This is a genomic window from Corynebacterium sp. MSK195 (genome assembly GCF_030228885.1).
Lineage (GTDB): Bacteria > Actinomycetota > Actinomycetes > Mycobacteriales > Mycobacteriaceae > Corynebacterium.
This window is the reverse complement of the sequence record NZ_JASPGT010000002.1, coordinates 190,431-204,846: the sequence shown is the minus strand read 5'-3', so window position 1 is coordinate 204,846 and position 14,416 is coordinate 190,431. Positions and strand designations below refer to the sequence as shown.

At 63.6% G+C, this 14,416-nt stretch carries 14 protein-coding genes and 1 tRNA gene; 9 read left to right on the top strand and 6 right to left on the bottom strand.

From position 1 onward, the window contains the following. Positions 1-48: 48 nt before the first annotated feature. The 4 genes from QP909_RS02855 to QP909_RS02840 all read right to left on the bottom strand — a co-directional run bounded on the left by QP909_RS02855 (position 49) and on the right by QP909_RS02840 (position 2,217). Positions 49-237 carry a hypothetical protein gene (locus QP909_RS02855; protein WP_005322954.1) on the bottom strand — a complete coding sequence of 63 codons (189 nt, stop codon included), beginning with the start codon at positions 235-237 and terminating at the stop codon, positions 49-51. 91 nt (positions 238-328) lie between these two features. Next, on the bottom strand, positions 329-478 hold the full coding sequence (locus tag QP909_RS02850; RefSeq protein WP_005322953.1) for a hypothetical protein: 150 nt from the start codon (positions 476-478) through the stop codon (positions 329-331). Positions 479-493: 15 nt separating this feature from the next. Next, complete coding sequence (locus QP909_RS02845) at positions 494-1,462, bottom strand: 1,4-dihydroxy-2-naphthoyl-CoA synthase (RefSeq protein WP_034668262.1); 969 nt, start codon at positions 1,460-1,462, stop codon at positions 494-496. A gap of 293 nt (positions 1,463-1,755) precedes the next feature. Continuing rightward, the gene (locus QP909_RS02840; RefSeq protein WP_049358698.1) at positions 1,756-2,217 is read right to left on the bottom strand and encodes a DIP1984 family protein; all 462 of its coding nucleotides are present in this window, start codon (positions 2,215-2,217) and stop codon (positions 1,756-1,758) included. Between the two features lie 84 nt (positions 2,218-2,301). Here QP909_RS02840 and QP909_RS02835 point away from each other — a divergent pair, with 84 nt between their 5' ends. Continuing rightward, complete coding sequence (locus QP909_RS02835; protein ID WP_284766057.1) at positions 2,302-3,333, top strand: o-succinylbenzoate synthase; 1,032 nt, start codon at positions 2,302-2,304, stop codon at positions 3,331-3,333. Positions 3,334-3,336: 3 nt separating this feature from the next. Here QP909_RS02835 and QP909_RS02830 read toward each other — a convergent pair whose 3' ends face one another. Beyond that, the gene (locus tag QP909_RS02830) at positions 3,337-4,248 is read right to left on the bottom strand and encodes a hypothetical protein (RefSeq protein WP_284766056.1); all 912 of its coding nucleotides are present in this window, start codon (positions 4,246-4,248) and stop codon (positions 3,337-3,339) included. A gap of 187 nt (positions 4,249-4,435) precedes the next feature. Between QP909_RS02830 and QP909_RS02825 the strand changes: the two genes are divergently transcribed. The 6 genes from QP909_RS02825 (at position 4,436) to QP909_RS02800 (ending at position 11,764) form a co-directional block, all read left to right on the top strand. Continuing rightward, positions 4,436-6,838: an ATP-binding cassette domain-containing protein gene (locus QP909_RS02825; RefSeq protein WP_284766055.1), complete on the top strand. Its 2,403-nt coding sequence runs from the start codon at positions 4,436-4,438 to the stop codon at positions 6,836-6,838. Between the two features lie 79 nt (positions 6,839-6,917). Next, the gene (locus QP909_RS02820) at positions 6,918-7,652 is read left to right on the top strand and encodes a hypothetical protein (RefSeq protein ID WP_005327935.1); all 735 of its coding nucleotides are present in this window, start codon (positions 6,918-6,920) and stop codon (positions 7,650-7,652) included. Positions 7,653-7,709: 57 nt separating this feature from the next. Continuing rightward, a complete protein-coding gene (gene menD, locus QP909_RS02815; RefSeq protein ID WP_284766054.1) occupies positions 7,710-9,332 on the top strand; it encodes a 2-succinyl-5-enolpyruvyl-6-hydroxy-3-cyclohexene-1-carboxylic-acid synthase in 1,623 nt (540 codons plus the stop codon). After that, positions 9,333-9,803: a DUF3592 domain-containing protein gene (locus QP909_RS02810; protein WP_005322928.1), complete on the top strand. Its 471-nt coding sequence runs from the start codon at positions 9,333-9,335 to the stop codon at positions 9,801-9,803. A 60-nt stretch (positions 9,804-9,863) separates the two neighbouring features. Further along, positions 9,864-11,063, top strand: coding sequence for a glycosyltransferase family 4 protein (locus tag QP909_RS02805; RefSeq protein ID WP_198493220.1), 1,200 nt, complete (start codon positions 9,864-9,866; stop codon positions 11,061-11,063). An 11-nt stretch (positions 11,064-11,074) separates the two neighbouring features. After that, complete coding sequence (locus QP909_RS02800) at positions 11,075-11,764, top strand: demethylmenaquinone methyltransferase (protein WP_284766053.1); 690 nt, start codon at positions 11,075-11,077, stop codon at positions 11,762-11,764. A gap of 33 nt (positions 11,765-11,797) precedes the next feature. On the opposite strand, the gene QP909_RS02795 is transcribed toward QP909_RS02800, so the two are convergent. Beyond that, positions 11,798-13,063: a geranylgeranyl reductase family protein gene (locus QP909_RS02795; protein WP_034668217.1), complete on the bottom strand. Its 1,266-nt coding sequence runs from the start codon at positions 13,061-13,063 to the stop codon at positions 11,798-11,800. A gap of 98 nt (positions 13,064-13,161) precedes the next feature. Between QP909_RS02795 and QP909_RS02790 the strand changes: the two genes are divergently transcribed. Together QP909_RS02790 and QP909_RS02785 are read left to right on the top strand one after the other, a co-directional pair. Then, complete coding sequence (locus QP909_RS02790; protein WP_005327943.1) at positions 13,162-14,166, top strand: polyprenyl synthetase family protein; 1,005 nt, start codon at positions 13,162-13,164, stop codon at positions 14,164-14,166. A gap of 110 nt (positions 14,167-14,276) precedes the next feature. Further along, positions 14,277-14,358: transfer RNA gene (locus QP909_RS02785), tRNA-Tyr, on the top strand. Positions 14,359-14,416 lie beyond the last annotated feature (58 nt).

Genomic DNA, 14,416 nt, shown 5'->3' with positions numbered 1-14,416 from the left:
ATGCCTCTCACTTCAATGAGTGAAGTGAGAGGCTAGGAAGCGGTGGCCTTATTTGGCTACTTTTGCCTTTTTGCTGAAGGGGAGCTGATCCAGGGAGCGTATGCCGGGGCCGGCGGCGAGCATCAGGCCCGCGACGGCGACGGTCCATTCGGAGAACTTTTGCCAGCCCTGGGCGATGAGAATTACGCCCAGGGCGACGCGTGCTGCGAGCATGACGAATGAGTTGCAGAGTTTCATGTTCGACACTTTAAGTATTAACTATGGGCATGTCCACAATTGCTTGAGATGTCTCACTCCGGTCCGAGGGCGTCCCACGCCATTTACTCCGCTACATGTATGGATTGCGCGGGGTGTCCTCCTGATCGAAGGGACGCTCCCCGCTGTCCTGCGCATCCTTGATACGCTTGAGCATCCACACTCGCGAGACGATGACGCCCGCCAGTGCAAGTGTGGCCAAGCCGATGGCGAAAATCCACATCGTGCTAACTCCTGGCTAGTAGTAATACGGGAACTGCTCCCACTGCGGGTCGCGCTTTTCGAGGAATGCTTCTTTGCCCTCGACGGCCTCGTCGGTCATGTACGCCAGGCGGGTCGCCTCGCCGGCGAAGACCTGCTGGCCCATGAGGCCGTCATCGGTCAGGTTGAAAGCGAACTTCAGCATGCGCTGGGCTGTTGGGGACTTGCCGTTGATTTCGCGGCCCATCTGGATTGCGGCGTCTTCCAAGTCGGCGTGATCGACAACCTCATTGACCGCGCCCATCTCATACATCCGCTGGGCATCGTAGGTGCGGCCCAAGAAGAAAATCTCGCGGGCGAATTTTTGGCCCACCATCTTAGCTAGGTAGGCCGAGCCATAGCCGGCGTCGAAGGACCCTACGTCCGCGTCCGTCTGCTTGAAGCGCGCCTCCTGGCGGGAGGCGACCGTCATATCGCAGACCACGTGCAGCGAGTGCCCGCCGCCGGCCGCCCAACCATTGACCACGGCGATGACCACCTTGGGCATGGTGCGGATGAGGCGCTGGACCTCGAGGATATGGAGGCGGCCGCCTTCCACCTTCTCGCGGGCGGTGTCCACGGTGGATTCATCCGCGGTGGCGTCATCATGGGCGTGCTCGGTGGCGTAGCGGTACCCGGAGCGGCCGCGAATGCGCTGGTCGCCGCCCGAACAAAAAGCCCAGCCGCCATCCTTGTCGGAAGGACCATTGCCGGTGAGCAAAATCGTTCCCACATCCGGCGTGCGGCGGGCGTGGTCGAGGGCGCGGTAGAGCTCGTCTACGGTATGCGGGCGAAACGCATTGCGCACCTCCGGGCGGTCGAAGGCGATGCGCACGATGCCGTTCTTGCGGCCCTCGCCGTTGAGCCGGTGATAGGTGATATCCGTCAGGTCCTCAAAACCTTCTACGGCATGCCACAATTCCGGGCGGAACGGATTATCGGTGCTGTATTTTTTCTGCTCGCTCATGATGGCCAGCTTAGTGGCAAAAGAAGAATAGTCCCCATTCCCAACCCTCACCCACACACGCTGCCCAGCAGGCCGGTAATAATCAATACGCGATACTGCGAGGTTGTTGCCCCGCATAATACCCGTGTACGCCATACCAGCGCGGTACTCCATGCCATGGGGAGACTCGAACTCCCCGCCCCTTAAAGCGCTAAAGGGGGCCAGAGTCCCAGGATTTTCCCCTCCAGGGTGGGGGCCTGCTCGCTGCAGGTGTGTGGGCTACCATCGCGCGCTTTAAGCAGCGCGCGATATGACTATCCGTTTTTCAGTTCGGTATTCCAGTTCAGTTGCTGGATGCGGGTATCCAGCTCGCGATACTGCTTAGACAAATCATCGACACGCTTGCGCAGATCCGCCACCGGGATGGTGGAGACAAACTTAATCTCGGTGCGGGAATAGCGGTCCGAGCGCGTGCCCGCCCGCTGCGCCAGGTCGTGGTAGATCCGGCGCTTGCGCAAGAGGCCGTCGCGAAGCGCGAGGGCTTCCATCAGGTTCATCTTCTCATCAAAGGCGGTGGCGATATTCGTCGCATTGATGGCCTGCACCAGCTCATCGATGCGCCCGGCCACGCCGTCGAGCTCGCGCAGTAGCTCTTGCGGATCCTCATCCGGGGTATCACCCTCCTGCACGCGGGCCACGGTCAGCAGCCGCTCGTGCAGGCTATTGAGGCGCTCCTGCGCCTGTGCGCGCTCCGCCAATGCCTCAGCTAGCAGCATAATTCCTCCTTTATTGGTATAGGTTCCCAAAATAGCGCAGAGCGGGGGAGTGGTCAATGGCCGGCGAGCGCTACCATGAAGGCTATGCATATCGATGACGTCCTCGACCGCGCCCACGTAGTCTCCCTCCCGCTCGCCGTGCGTTTCCGCGGCATTACCACCAGGGAGGCCCTGCTCATCGATGGCCCGGCCGGCTGGGGCGAGTTCGCGCCCTTCCTGGAATACGGCCCGGCCGAGTCCGCCGCGTGGCTGCGCGCCGGGCTCGAGGCCGCCTACGAGGGCTTCCCGGAGCCGGTGCGCGATTCCATCGAGGTCAACGCCACCATCCCGGCCGTACCTGCCAGCGAGGTTCCGGCCGTGGTGGAGCGCTACCCCGGCTGCCGCACCTTCAAAATCAAGGTGGCAGAAAAGGGCCACACGCTTGCCGACGACGCCGCTCGCGTCCACGCCGTCCGCGACGCCGTCACCCAACGCGGCGATATCCCCATCCTTCGCGTGGACGCCAACGGCGGCTGGAGCGTCGATGAGGCGGTCGAGGCCGCGCAGATGATGATGCCGCTGGATTATATGGAACAGCCCTGCGCCACCACTGAGGAGCTCGCCCAGGTCCGCGGCCGCCTTATGCGCGCCGGCCTCTTTGTGCGCGTCGCCGCCGATGAATCCATTCGCAAGGTCGCCGACCCGTATCGCGTGGCCGAGTTGCAGGCCGCGGACGTCGCCGTGGTCAAGCCTGCCCCGCTCGGCGGCGTGCGCCGCGTCCTCGAGGTGGCCCAACACCTGCGCCAGCGCCACATGGATATCACGGTGGCCTCCGCGCTCGATACCTCCGTCGGCATCAATATGGGCCTTGCCGCCGTCGCCGCCCTCCCGCGCATCTACGACGACGAGGACATCGACGTCACCCCGGCCGCCGCCGGCCTTGCCACCGGCTCCCTTTTCGAAGAGGACGTCACCGCCCCGCGACCGCTTATCGATGGCCACCTTCCCGCCGATATCCTCGCCCCCGACCCAGACCGTCTCGCTGCGCTCGCCGCCCCCGCCGACCGCCGCGACTGGTGGTTCGATCGCGTGCGCGCCTGCTGGCCGCACCTTTCTGAACCGCACCTTGCTGACTAGGGCCTAGAGCAAGCTCTGGTGAAACCTCCACGCCGGAGTCGCCAGTGCCCTCCTCACCTTCTGCGGCCTGCTCTTTAGCCCGCGCACGCTGCGGCGATGCGCGACCGTCTCCTGCACCGTCTCCACCACCAGCTTGAGGTGGTAGTCGGTGCACTCATCCGTAAACTTCAGTGGCGCCCATCCGTGCTGCACCGCGTGATTGGTCTTCCACGTCCCGATGAGGAATTCCCGGTGATTATTCTCCGGCGTGTGATAGAACAGCGAGTCCAAGTCCACCACGGTCGTTCCCGCTTTGAAACCTAAATCCCAGGTATATGGTCCTAGCCGGAAATTCGGCACGGGATTGAGACCCACTCGCCGCATCTCGCGAAACATCCGCTGCTCCCATTTCGACGCCGTCCCCACCGGTGCCAGCCTCGCCAACTCGCGCACCGCGTCCTTTTCCTTGCTGCTCACCATGTCTACATCGGCCGCGAACCTCCCTCTTCCGTTGAGCCCGCGGTACGCCTGCGCCAGTGCCTCTTTGAGCAGCCACTCGCCACAGCGCTCGAAGCTCAGCGCATCTGCCACCGCCTGCGCGGGCAACGCCATCTTTACGCCCTTTATCCGATTTACCGGCACCGGCCGCGACCTCACAGTACGCACCAGCCCATCCGCCCGTGCCCGGCAATTGTTATCCACCCGAATCGTTGCCGGCAGCCGCACCTCGCATAAACCGTAGGCTGCAAGCGCCGCCGTTCCCGTAAACGCCGCATCCGGATAAAGCTGCGCTACCGCGGCGAGCTTATCCTTCGCACTCGCCTGCGCCGAGACATAACAATTGCGCCTAAGACGGAGGAGTCTGCCCTCTGCCACCTCCTTTTCAATTCGGTATTGAGTCATTCCTTCTTCGATGAGGTCTTTTCGCGTGTACATGGCCTTTTAGACTGCCGCGCCGTGCATTCGGTTCCGCAGATCTGCAGAGATCGCGACTTTCGTCCATACAAACCACCCAAACCGTCGACGAAACCCCCGGTTTATATGGACAAAAATCGTGATCGGCGGCGGAAACCCAGGATCGAGCTCGCTGCCCAGTCCGCCACCTGTGCGTACGCTAGAGGACATGTCTACTATCAAGGTCCGCGATGCCCACCTGCACAACCTGCGCAACGTCGACGTCGATATGCCCCGCGGCAAGCTCGTTGCGGTCACGGGTGTGTCTGGTTCGGGCAAGTCTTCGCTGGCATTTGGCACGATTCACGGCGAAGGCCAACGCCGCTACCTTGAATCGGTAGCACCCTTCGCACGCCGCCTCATTAGCTCGGCCGTCGACCCACAGGTCAGCCAGGTAGAGGGCCTACCGCCGACGGTCGCACTGCAGCAATCGACCTCCGGCGGCGGAGCGCGCTCTACGGTGGGCACGGTGTCCGCGCTCTCCAATAGCGTGCGCCTGCTTTATTCGCGCGCCGGGGATAACCCGGAGGGCCTATACTCCGATTCCTTCTCGCCCAATACCCCGGAGGGAATGTGTCCGCAGTGCCACGGCACAGGCGTGGTGCATGAGCCGACCGAGGACTCGATGGTCCCGGATCCCACCCTCTCCATCGAGGAAGGAGCCATCCAAGCCTGGCCGGGCGCCTGGGCCGGCAAGAACTTCCACGACATTTTGATGAACTTGGGCTATGACCTGGATTCGCCCTGGCAAGAGCTGCCGCAAGAAGACCGCGACTGGATCCTCTTCACGGAAGAGCGCCCCGTAGTCACGGTCAAGCCCTTGCGCGGAAAAGATCAGATTCAGCGCAACTATGAGGGCACGTGGCGCTCGGTGGCCAGCTACCTCAATAAGACGCTGGCGGAGACCCAATCGGATACGCTGCGCAAGCGCACCCTGTCCTATATGGAATCGCGCGAGTGCGAGACTTGTGGCGGCCGCCGCCTCAACCCGGCCGCGCTGAAGGTCACCTATGCGGGCATGCCGATTGATGAGCTGGGCGCGCTGCCGCTGGATAGGGTGCATGAGGTGCTCAGCAAGCAGAACCCGGAGGAGAATTCGGCCGAGGATTTGCTCCTGCGGCAGATTCTGCCGGCGTTGACCTCGGCGCTGGAGCTCGGCTTGGCGCACCTCAGCCTGGATCGGCCGACCCAGAGCCTGTCCGGCGGCGAGATGCAGCGCATCCGGTTGGCGGCGCAGCTGCGCTCCGGCCTCTTCGGCGTGGCCTATGTGCTCGAGGAGCCCTCGGCCGGCCTGCACCCCGATGAGCGCGACGCGGTCATGGATATGTGCCGCCGTTTCATCGCGGCCGGCAACTCCGTGCTCTTGGTGGAGCATGACATGGATTTGGTCGCGCAGGCGGACTGGCTCGTTGACGTCGGTCCGCTGGCCGGCGAGCGCGGCGGCAACGTGGTCTATTCGGGCCCGGTCGAAGATTATGACGCGGACACCCCTACCGCCAACGCGCTGGCTCACCGCACGCTCACGCTTGCCGACGACCCCCGCACCCCTTCCTCCCACCTCGCCCTGCGCGGCATTAACGCACGCAGCATCGACAACCTGGATGTGGACTTCGGCTTGGGCCAATTCACAGCGGTTGCCGGTGTCTCCGGTTCGGGCAAGTCCACCCTGGTCAGCACGGTACTGGCTGGCCTGCTGCGACAGTCCGCCACGGCCATTTCCGATGAAGAGGAGACCGAGGACAAGGGCTGGTCCGTAGAGAGCACGGAGGGCTTTGACCGAGTAAAGCGCGTCGTGCAGATTACCCAGAAGCCCATCGGCCGCACCCCGCGTTCCACGCTGGCAACCTATACCGGGCTTTTCGATAACGTCCGCAAGCTCTTCGCCTCCACCGACGAGGCCAAGCAGCGCAAGTGGACGGTCTCGCGCTTTTCTTACAACGTAAAGCAAGGCCAGTGCCCCACCTGCGGCGGCGCGGGCAAGATCGAGGTGGAGCTGGTCTTCTTGCCGGGCTCGTACACCACCTGTCCGGAGTGCGGCGGCGCCCGCTTCAACGACGAGACCCTCGAGGTGACCTGGCAGGGCCGCACCATCGCGGACATCTTGGAGCTCACCGTGGATGAGGCCGCGGAGGTCTTCGCCGAGGAAGAAAAGATTTACCGCGCCATTGCTACGCTGCAGGCCGTCGGCCTGGGCTACCTCCGCTTGGGCCAGGGCGCGCCGGAGCTGTCCGGCGGCGAGGCCCAGCGCATTAAGCTGGCCACGGAGCTGCAGCGCTCCCGCAACTCGCGTCGCGGCCATACGGTCTACCTGCTGGACGAGCCCACCACGGGCCTGCACCCAGCCGATATCGACCTGCTCAATACCGAGCTGCACAAGCTGGCGGATGCGGGCCATACGGTAATCGTCGTCGAGCATGATCTATCGGTCATGGCGAATGCGGACCGCATCATCGAGATGGGCCCGGGCGCTGGCGAAGACGGCGGCCGCATCATCGCGGATGCCACCCCGGCGCAGGTCGCCGCAGAGGATACCGCCACCGGCCGTGCCTTGAGCGCACGCCAAGCGCACTAAGCGGCGAGCCGCGGCTTCCCCGTTAGCTGTGGGAGACCTCTCTGGGATCTCACAGCAAAATGGGGTAGAGGTAGAGGGTATGACTTCTAAAGGCCCTCATGGCGATAATAATGAAACCCGCAGCTGGTCCAGCCCGGCGGATGATGCCACGCGCCAGATTGGCCGCGTGCCCGATAATGCCGCCGGCCCCAGCCGCGACCAAGCGCGCCGCGAGCACCCCAAGCAGTACTTCCCTGGCGAGCAGCAGCCGCAGAATGAGACTCGTCAATTCGATGCGGCCGCTGGTTACCAGCAGGGCTACGGCCAGCAGCAAAGCTACGGCCAGAACTATCAGCAGCCGGCCGGGCAAGCATATGGCCAGCAGTACGCGCAGCAGCCCGAGTACGAGCCGGTGCCGTCGAACTATGATCCGGACCAGCCGGAAAAGCGCAAGAAGAAGAGCGGCGGCGGTGGCGCCATGGCCGGCGTCTTCGCGGCCATCGCGGTACTTGCAGTACTGGCTGCGGCGGTCCTGTTTTTCCTGTGGCGCAATGCCGCGGACGAGGCGGATAAGCCGGAACCCCAGCCGGTGACGGAAACGCTGACCACGGAGGTTCCCACCACCGTGACCCAGACCGAAGATCCGGATTCGCAGGATGAGAACTCCAATAATCTGCCGAAGCTGCCGGACTTCCAGAATGACCTGCCGTCCGATATCCCGACCGAGCTGCCACCAGAGGTACAAGACCAGCTGGATAAGGGCAGCGACGTGGACATTGAGGGCCTCCTCAATGACCTCCTGGGCGGCGGCGAGCAGCCGGCCAGCCAGAACTAAGCGCCCAGCACCTGCCCGGTAAGGGAAATGGCGCGCGGGCAGGTAAAATCGGGCGGCATGAATGAATCGATGCAGTTGGCTGAGAAGGTAGCCGCCCAACTGGCGCGCCACCTCACGGATGTCGTCCTGTGCCCTGGTTCGCGCAACGCGCCGCTGTCGCTGGCGCTATTGGCGCGTGATGATATTCGCGTACACACCCGCCTGGACGAGCGCGGGGGAGCGTTTACCGCCCTGGGCATGGCGCGGGTGCAGCGCCGCCACGTGGGCGTGGTGATGACCTCGGGGACTGCGGTGGCCAATACTCTGCCGGCCGTGGTGGAGGCGCACTATTCCCATACGCCGCTGGCCATCATTAGTGCGGATCGGCCGGAGCGCTTGGTGGGCACGGGGGCGTCGCAGACCATCGAGCAGCAGGGCATCTTCGGCGTCTATGCGGATACCACCCAGGTCACCGGCCCAGATGATATCGCGGCGATGGCCCAGCGCTTCCGCGAGGACCTACAGGTGCACATCAATGTGGCCTTTGATGCCCCGCTTGTCGACGCCACCTTGCCAGACCACACCTCCGGCGACGGCGTGCGCGAGCCCGCACCAGCCTTTGTCGACCACGGTGAGGTGGCCGTGGATTTGAGCAAGAACACGCTGGTCATTGCGGGTGACGAGGCCTGGGAGGTAGAAGGCCTCCAAGACGTACCAACCATCGCGGAGCCGAGCGCGCCGGGCCCGTATCATCCGGTGCATCCAGCGGCGGCGCATATCTTCCGCAAGGCGCAGGTCTCCGCGAATGATTATGTGGTCAATACTAAGGTGGAGCAGGTCATCGTCGTGGGGCACCCGACGCTGCACCGTGGCGTGCTAGCGCTGATGAATGATCCGGATATTGAGCTGGTGGTGCTCTCGCGCACCAAGGACTTCACCAACCAGCGCGGCGACGAGGCCCGGCTTGGCACCACCGTCAAAGCCACCGGTGAGCCGAGCCGCGAGTGGATGAAAATCTGCGAAGGCGCAACCGATATGGCTGGACAAGCGGTGCGCGAGACCCTCGAGGATGAGGAACTGGGATTCACCGGGCTGCACGTCGCGGCCGCAGTGGGCGATACGCTCTCCGTCAACGACACCCTGGTGCTCGGCGCTTCGAACCCGGTGCGCGATGCCTCCATGGTGGGCCTGCCTTTCGACGGCGTGGATACGTACTCGCCGCGAGGAGCGGCTGGCATCGACGGCACCATCGCCCAAGCCATCGGCATTTCCTTGGCTACGCAATCGCTGGATCCCACCAACTGGCGCGCCCCGCGAGTAATGGCGCTCATGGGGGATGTGACCTTCTTGCATGACGCGAATAGCCTGCTCATCCCGGAAGACCAGGCGCGACCGGAAAACCTCACCATCGTGGTGGCCAATGACAACGGCGGCGGCATCTTCGAAACCCTGGAACAAGGCGCCGATGCGCTGCGCGAGTCCTTCGAGCCGGCGTTTGGAACGCCGCATGGGGTGGACGTCGGCAAGCTGGCAGAAGCCTACGAGGCAGACTACCGTGAGGTGACCACCCCGCAGGAGCTATTGGATACGTTGGCGGAGCTGAAGGAATACTCCACCGGGATTACCGTCGTGGAGGCCAAGACCACCCGTGCCACGCGCCGGGCGCTTAATGAGAAGCTCACCGCAAAGGTAGGCCAGTAAGTGGCCCCGCCGCAGCATAAGCCGCACGCGGCCGTGGTGCCGCGCTATACGCCCGCGGTCTATCGTCGCCGCCTGCACCAGCTGACGCTGGCGCTGTATCTGGCTGCGCTGGTGGGTGTGGTGGGCATGGTCATCGGGCCGGCGCTGAATGACCACGCCATCGCCAGCCACCCCGCGCGCGCTTTGGCCACGGTTAAGGATGTGGGCATGCTGCGCACCACGGTGGATTTCCAAGACAGTGAGGGGATTTACCACACCCCACAGCACGGGCTGCTCTATCCCAGTGGGCTGGGCGAGGGCCAGCAGGTGTGGGTGCAATACGCCCAGGACGACCCAGACCTGGTCAAGGTTGAAGGCCGCGAATGGACGCTGGCCATCATCCCGGCGCTTTCGGTAGGGGTAGTTGCCACGCTCATCGCGGCCGTGCTGTGGAAGCTGATTAGCTTCTTTACCCGCCGTGCGGAGAAATAATTAACCAAGATTTTCCGCTGGCTTCACCATAAGCTTAAGAAAATGGGCCATGATGGTGGCATGCGTGTTGCGATCGTGGCTGAATCCTTCCTCCCCAATGTCAATGGTGTGACCAACTCCGTGCTGCGCGTTTTAGAGCACCTGCACGAGACCGGCCAAGAGGCCATCGTCATCGCGCCGGGCGCCCGTGAGGGACAAGAAGAAATTCCGGACTACCTAGGATTTCCCATCTACCGTGTGCCCACCGTGCGCGTGCCGCTGGTGGATTCGCTGCCGGTGGGCGTGCCTACCACGGCGGTGGATGAGGCGTTGCGTGATTTCAAGCCGGATATCATCCACCTGGCCAGCCCCTTCGTACTCGGCGCGGCTGGCGCTTTCTCCGCTCGCCAGCAGCGCGTGCCCGCCGTGGCGTTGTACCAGACCGATGTTGCCGGTTTTGCCACCAAGTACCATGCCTCCGCGCTGGCCTATGGCGTGTGGGAGTGGCTGCGCACGATTCATAACTCTTGCCAGATGACGCTGGCACCGTCCTCGCTGACCATCCGGGACTTGGAAAAGCACCACATTAAGAACGTGCGTCACTGGGGGCGTGGCGTGAACGCGGAACTTTTCCACCCCTCCAAGCGCTCTGAGGAGCTGCGCCGCAGCTGGGATCCGAGCGGTACCAAGAATGTGGTGGGGTTCGTGGGTCGCCTCGCCGCGGAAAAGGGCGTGCACCGCCTCTCGGCGCTTAACGGGCGCGAGGATATCCAGCTGGTCATCGTGGGTGATGGGCCGGAGCGCCCGCTACTGGAGGCCCAGCTGCCCGGCGCCGTCTTTACCGGTGCGCTGTCCGGCGAGGATCTCGCCGCCGCCTATGCTTCCTTGGACGTCTTTGTCCACGCCGGCGAGTTCGAGACCTTCTGCCAGTCCATCCAGGAGGCGCAGGCCTCCGGCGTGCCGACCATCGGGCCGCGGGCTGGTGGCCCGGTAGACCTCATCGACGAGGGCTATAACGGCCTGTTGCTGGATGTACAGACCTTTGTGGAAGACCTCCCCAATGCGGTGGACGCTCTGCTCAATCCGGAGATTCACCAGGAGATGCGGGACAATGCTCGCGAGTCCATTTCCTCCAAGACGTGGAAGGCGCTGTGCGAGCAGCTCGTGGGCTATTACGAAGAGGTACTGGAGGATACTCGCCGGGTGCCGCTGACCATTTTGGGCCAGCGTCCGGAGCTGCCGCGATGGGCGGCTCGTGCCCTTGGCGCCCGCGTAGCCTAGACTGATCATTTGTGGCTAAGGCAGATCTGGATAAAAAGCCCTTCGATGTGGCGCGCATGTTTGACGCCGTGGGCGAGAAATACGACCTCACCAATACCGTGCTGTCCTTTGGGCAGGACGCGCACTGGCGCAAGCGCACCCGCGAGCGTTTGAACCTTAAGCCGGGCGAAAAGGTCCTGGACCTCGCAGCGGGTACCGCCGTGTCCACCGTGGAACTTTCCAAGTCCGGTGCGTGGTGCGTGGCGTGTGATTTCTCCCGTGGCATGCTGGCCGCCGGGCGTGAGCGCGACGTGCCCAAGGTGGCTGGCGATGGCATGAAGCTGCCGTTTGCGGATAACACCTTTGATGCCGTGACCATCTCTTATGGCCTGCGCAATATCCACGACTTTGAGCTCGGCCTGCGCGAAATGGCGCGCGTGACCAAGCCGGGCGGGCGCCTTGCGGTGGCGGAATTTTCCACCCCGGTGGTACCGATTTTTGGCACCGTGTACAAGGAATACTTGATGCGTCTGCTCCCGCCGGTAGCGCGCCTGGTCTCTTCTAATCCGGAGGCATATATTTACCTCGCGGAATCCATTCGTGCGTGGCCGGGGCAGGAGGAGCTCGCCGCGGTTATCAATCGCAATGGTTGGGCCGAGGCCGGCTGGCAGAACCTTACCTTCGGCATCGTGGCGCTGCACTCGGCGGTAAAGCCAGCCTAGGCGCTGCTCCGCCCGTGCCTAGGGGAGCAGGGGTTACGCCGCGGTCGAATCCCAGAGTGGCGTATCGCGGCGAAGGGACGAGACCGTGCGGCCGGCGGCGCGCCAGGTGCGTGCGATGAGGTCGCGGTCATCGTCAGTAATGAGGTTGCCCATCAGGCGCGCGGCGGCCGGCATGAGCATGCGGCCGATGGGCCCGCGCAGGGCCAGTGGACCGGCCAGCGGTAGGAACTGCGGGTAGGTCAACAGGCGCGCGGCCGTGCGGGCCAAGAGGAAGGACTCGCCGTAGTGCTCGCGCAAGACGGCCGGCCAGGCCAGGGTGAAATCCTTCGGGCCGAGCAGGCCTACGGCCAGCGCGGCGGTCTCCAAGCCATAATCGATGCCCTCGCCGTTGAGGGGGTTGATGCAGGCCGCGGCATCACCAATGATCATCCAATTGGCGCCGGCCACGTTAGACACCGCGCCGCCCATGGGCAGTAAGGCAGAGGTAACGTGCTCAATTTCCCCGAGTCCCCACTCGGGGCGCTGTTGGGCGGCGTAGAACTCGAGCAGCTTCTTGGTGTTGATCTTGGCGGGGCGCTGCGCGGTTGAGAGCGCGCCGAGGCCGATGTTGACCTGGCCTAGCTCGGGGCCGAGCGGGAAGATCCAACCGTAGCCGGGCTGCACATCGCCTTCTTCGTCCTTGAGCTCGACGTGGGAGTGCATCCACGGCTCAGTGGCATGGGTGGAAGAAGCATAGGAGCGTGCGGCAATGCCGTAGACCTCCTCGCGGTGCCAGGTGCGGCCGAGCTTCTTGCCAAAGGTAGAGCGCACGCCATCGGCCACGATGACCCACTTGGCATGCACGGTCGCCTCGCCCACGCGGAAGGAGGTCACGCGGTTGCCCTCGAGCACGGGATCGGTGGCGGGGGTGCCGGTGAGGAGGGTGGCGCCGGCGTTCCGAGCGGCGTCGGCAAGCAGGGCATCAAAGCGGTAGCGCGGCAGGGCCGTGCCCACCTGGGAAGGGTAGGTCTCCGGCCAAGGCGCGGTAATATCGCCGCCGTAGCCGTGCAGCTTCAGGCCGCGATTGCGATAGGAGGCGTTGACCGCAATGCCGAGCTCATCGAGCTGGTGCATCGCGCGCGGGGTGAGCCCGTCGCCGCAGGTTTTATCGCGGGGAAACGTCGCGGAATCAATAAGGAGGGTGTCATAGCCGGCGCGTGCGGCATGAATCGCGGCGGCTGCTCCGGCAGGCCCAGCGCCAATGATGGCGACCTCGACATAGGTTTGGGAATCGATCTGCTCCGACATGAGGACTATCATTGCATGAGTTCGACCCCTCGAGTGTGTTTAGGGGCGCAGTTTGGACTACGGTAGGTAATCGATTATCTCTGGCTTTTAGTTGCAAGGAACACTATTTAATGACTCACGGTCAATCGCATGCCACGCACGTGGATCTTGGTGATCCGCAGCTCAACGAGCGCATTGGTGCGGGCATGGAAGCAGTAGAAGACAAGCTGCGCAGTGAAATCGACCGCGGCCAGGACTTCTTAAAGGACAAGGTCAGCCACCTGTCTAAGGCCGGTGGCAAGCGCTTTCGCCCCATGATGGCGCTGCTGGCTTCCGAGTATGGTCCGCGTCCGGGCTGCAAAGAGGTTGTTAAGGCCGCCACCGTCGTGGAGATGGTGCACGTAGCCACCCTTTATCATGACGATGTCATGGATGAGGCGGACCGCCGCCGCGGCGTGGAATCTGCCAATTCGCGATGGAATAATTCCGTGGCCATCCTCGCCGGCGATGCGCTCTTGGCGCATGCCTCCCGCCTGATGAGTGAGCTGGATACCCACACCGTGGGCCACTTTGCCGATACCTTTGAAGAGCTGGTGACCGGCCAGATGCGCGAGACCATCGGCGCGGGTGAGGCCAATGCCGTGGAGCACTACACGGCCGTTATCCGTGAAAAGACCGCGGTGCTCATCGCCTCTGCTGGCTACCTGGGTGCCTACCACTCCGGTGCCTCGGCCGAGCATGCCGCAGCCCTGCACCGCATTGGTGGTGCCATCGGCATGATCTTCCAGATTGTGGACGATGTCATCGACATCTTCTCCGATCCCAAGGAGTCCGGCAAGACCCCGGGCACGGACCTGCGCGAGGGCGTCTTTACCCTGCCGGTTCTCTACGCCTTGGAGGAAGAGGGCGAAGTGGGCGACAAGCTGCGTGAGTTGCTTACTGGCCCGCTGCATTCCGACGCCGAGGTGGAGCGCGCCATCGAGCTCCTGCACCAGTCTGGCGGCCGTCAGAAGGCGCTGGAGGACATCAATGCCTACCTGCGGACGGTGGAGGAGCAGCTTGCCGTGCTACCGGAGAACTCCGCGAGCCAGGCCCTGCGCCAACTGGCGGATTACACCGTGCGCCGCGTGGGCTAGCTGCTTGGCGATGCCCCCTCTTTTCCCGCCCATTCTTCCCCCATGCGCTGGCGATTTGTAGGTGGGAGGGTGGTTCGTAGTAAAGTACTTACTCGCACCACACAGTGCATGCCAGGTTGCCCGAGCGGCCAAAGGGAGCGGACTGTAAATCCGCCGGCATTGCCTTCAGAAGTTCGAATCTTCTACCTGGCACAGAAAGAACCCCGCAAGCAAAAGCTTGCGGGGTTTCGTCGTTCCTGCAGCCGTGAGG

Coding starts and splice junctions, on each gene's coding strand:
- QP909_RS02855 (WP_005322954.1), bottom strand. CDS start 237: ATGAAACTCTGCAACTCATTCGTCATGCTCGCAGCACGCGTCGCCCTG.
- QP909_RS02850 (WP_005322953.1), bottom strand. CDS start 478: ATGTGGATTTTCGCCATCGGCTTGGCCACACTTGCACTGGCGGGCGTC.
- QP909_RS02845 (WP_034668262.1), bottom strand. CDS start 1,462: ATGAGCGAGCAGAAAAAATACAGCACCGATAATCCGTTCCGCCCGGAA.
- QP909_RS02840 (WP_049358698.1), bottom strand. CDS start 2,217: ATGCTGCTAGCTGAGGCATTGGCGGAGCGCGCACAGGCGCAGGAGCGC.
- QP909_RS02835 (WP_284766057.1), top strand. CDS start 2,302: ATGCATATCGATGACGTCCTCGACCGCGCCCACGTAGTCTCCCTCCCG.
- QP909_RS02830 (WP_284766056.1), bottom strand. CDS start 4,248: ATGTACACGCGAAAAGACCTCATCGAAGAAGGAATGACTCAATACCGA.
- QP909_RS02825 (WP_284766055.1), top strand. CDS start 4,436: ATGTCTACTATCAAGGTCCGCGATGCCCACCTGCACAACCTGCGCAAC.
- QP909_RS02820 (WP_005327935.1), top strand. CDS start 6,918: ATGACTTCTAAAGGCCCTCATGGCGATAATAATGAAACCCGCAGCTGG.
- menD (WP_284766054.1), top strand. CDS start 7,710: ATGAATGAATCGATGCAGTTGGCTGAGAAGGTAGCCGCCCAACTGGCG.
- QP909_RS02805 (WP_198493220.1), top strand. CDS start 9,864: ATGCGTGTTGCGATCGTGGCTGAATCCTTCCTCCCCAATGTCAATGGT.
- QP909_RS02795 (WP_034668217.1), bottom strand. CDS start 13,063: ATGATAGTCCTCATGTCGGAGCAGATCGATTCCCAAACCTATGTCGAG.
- QP909_RS02790 (WP_005327943.1), top strand. CDS start 13,162: ATGACTCACGGTCAATCGCATGCCACGCACGTGGATCTTGGTGATCCG.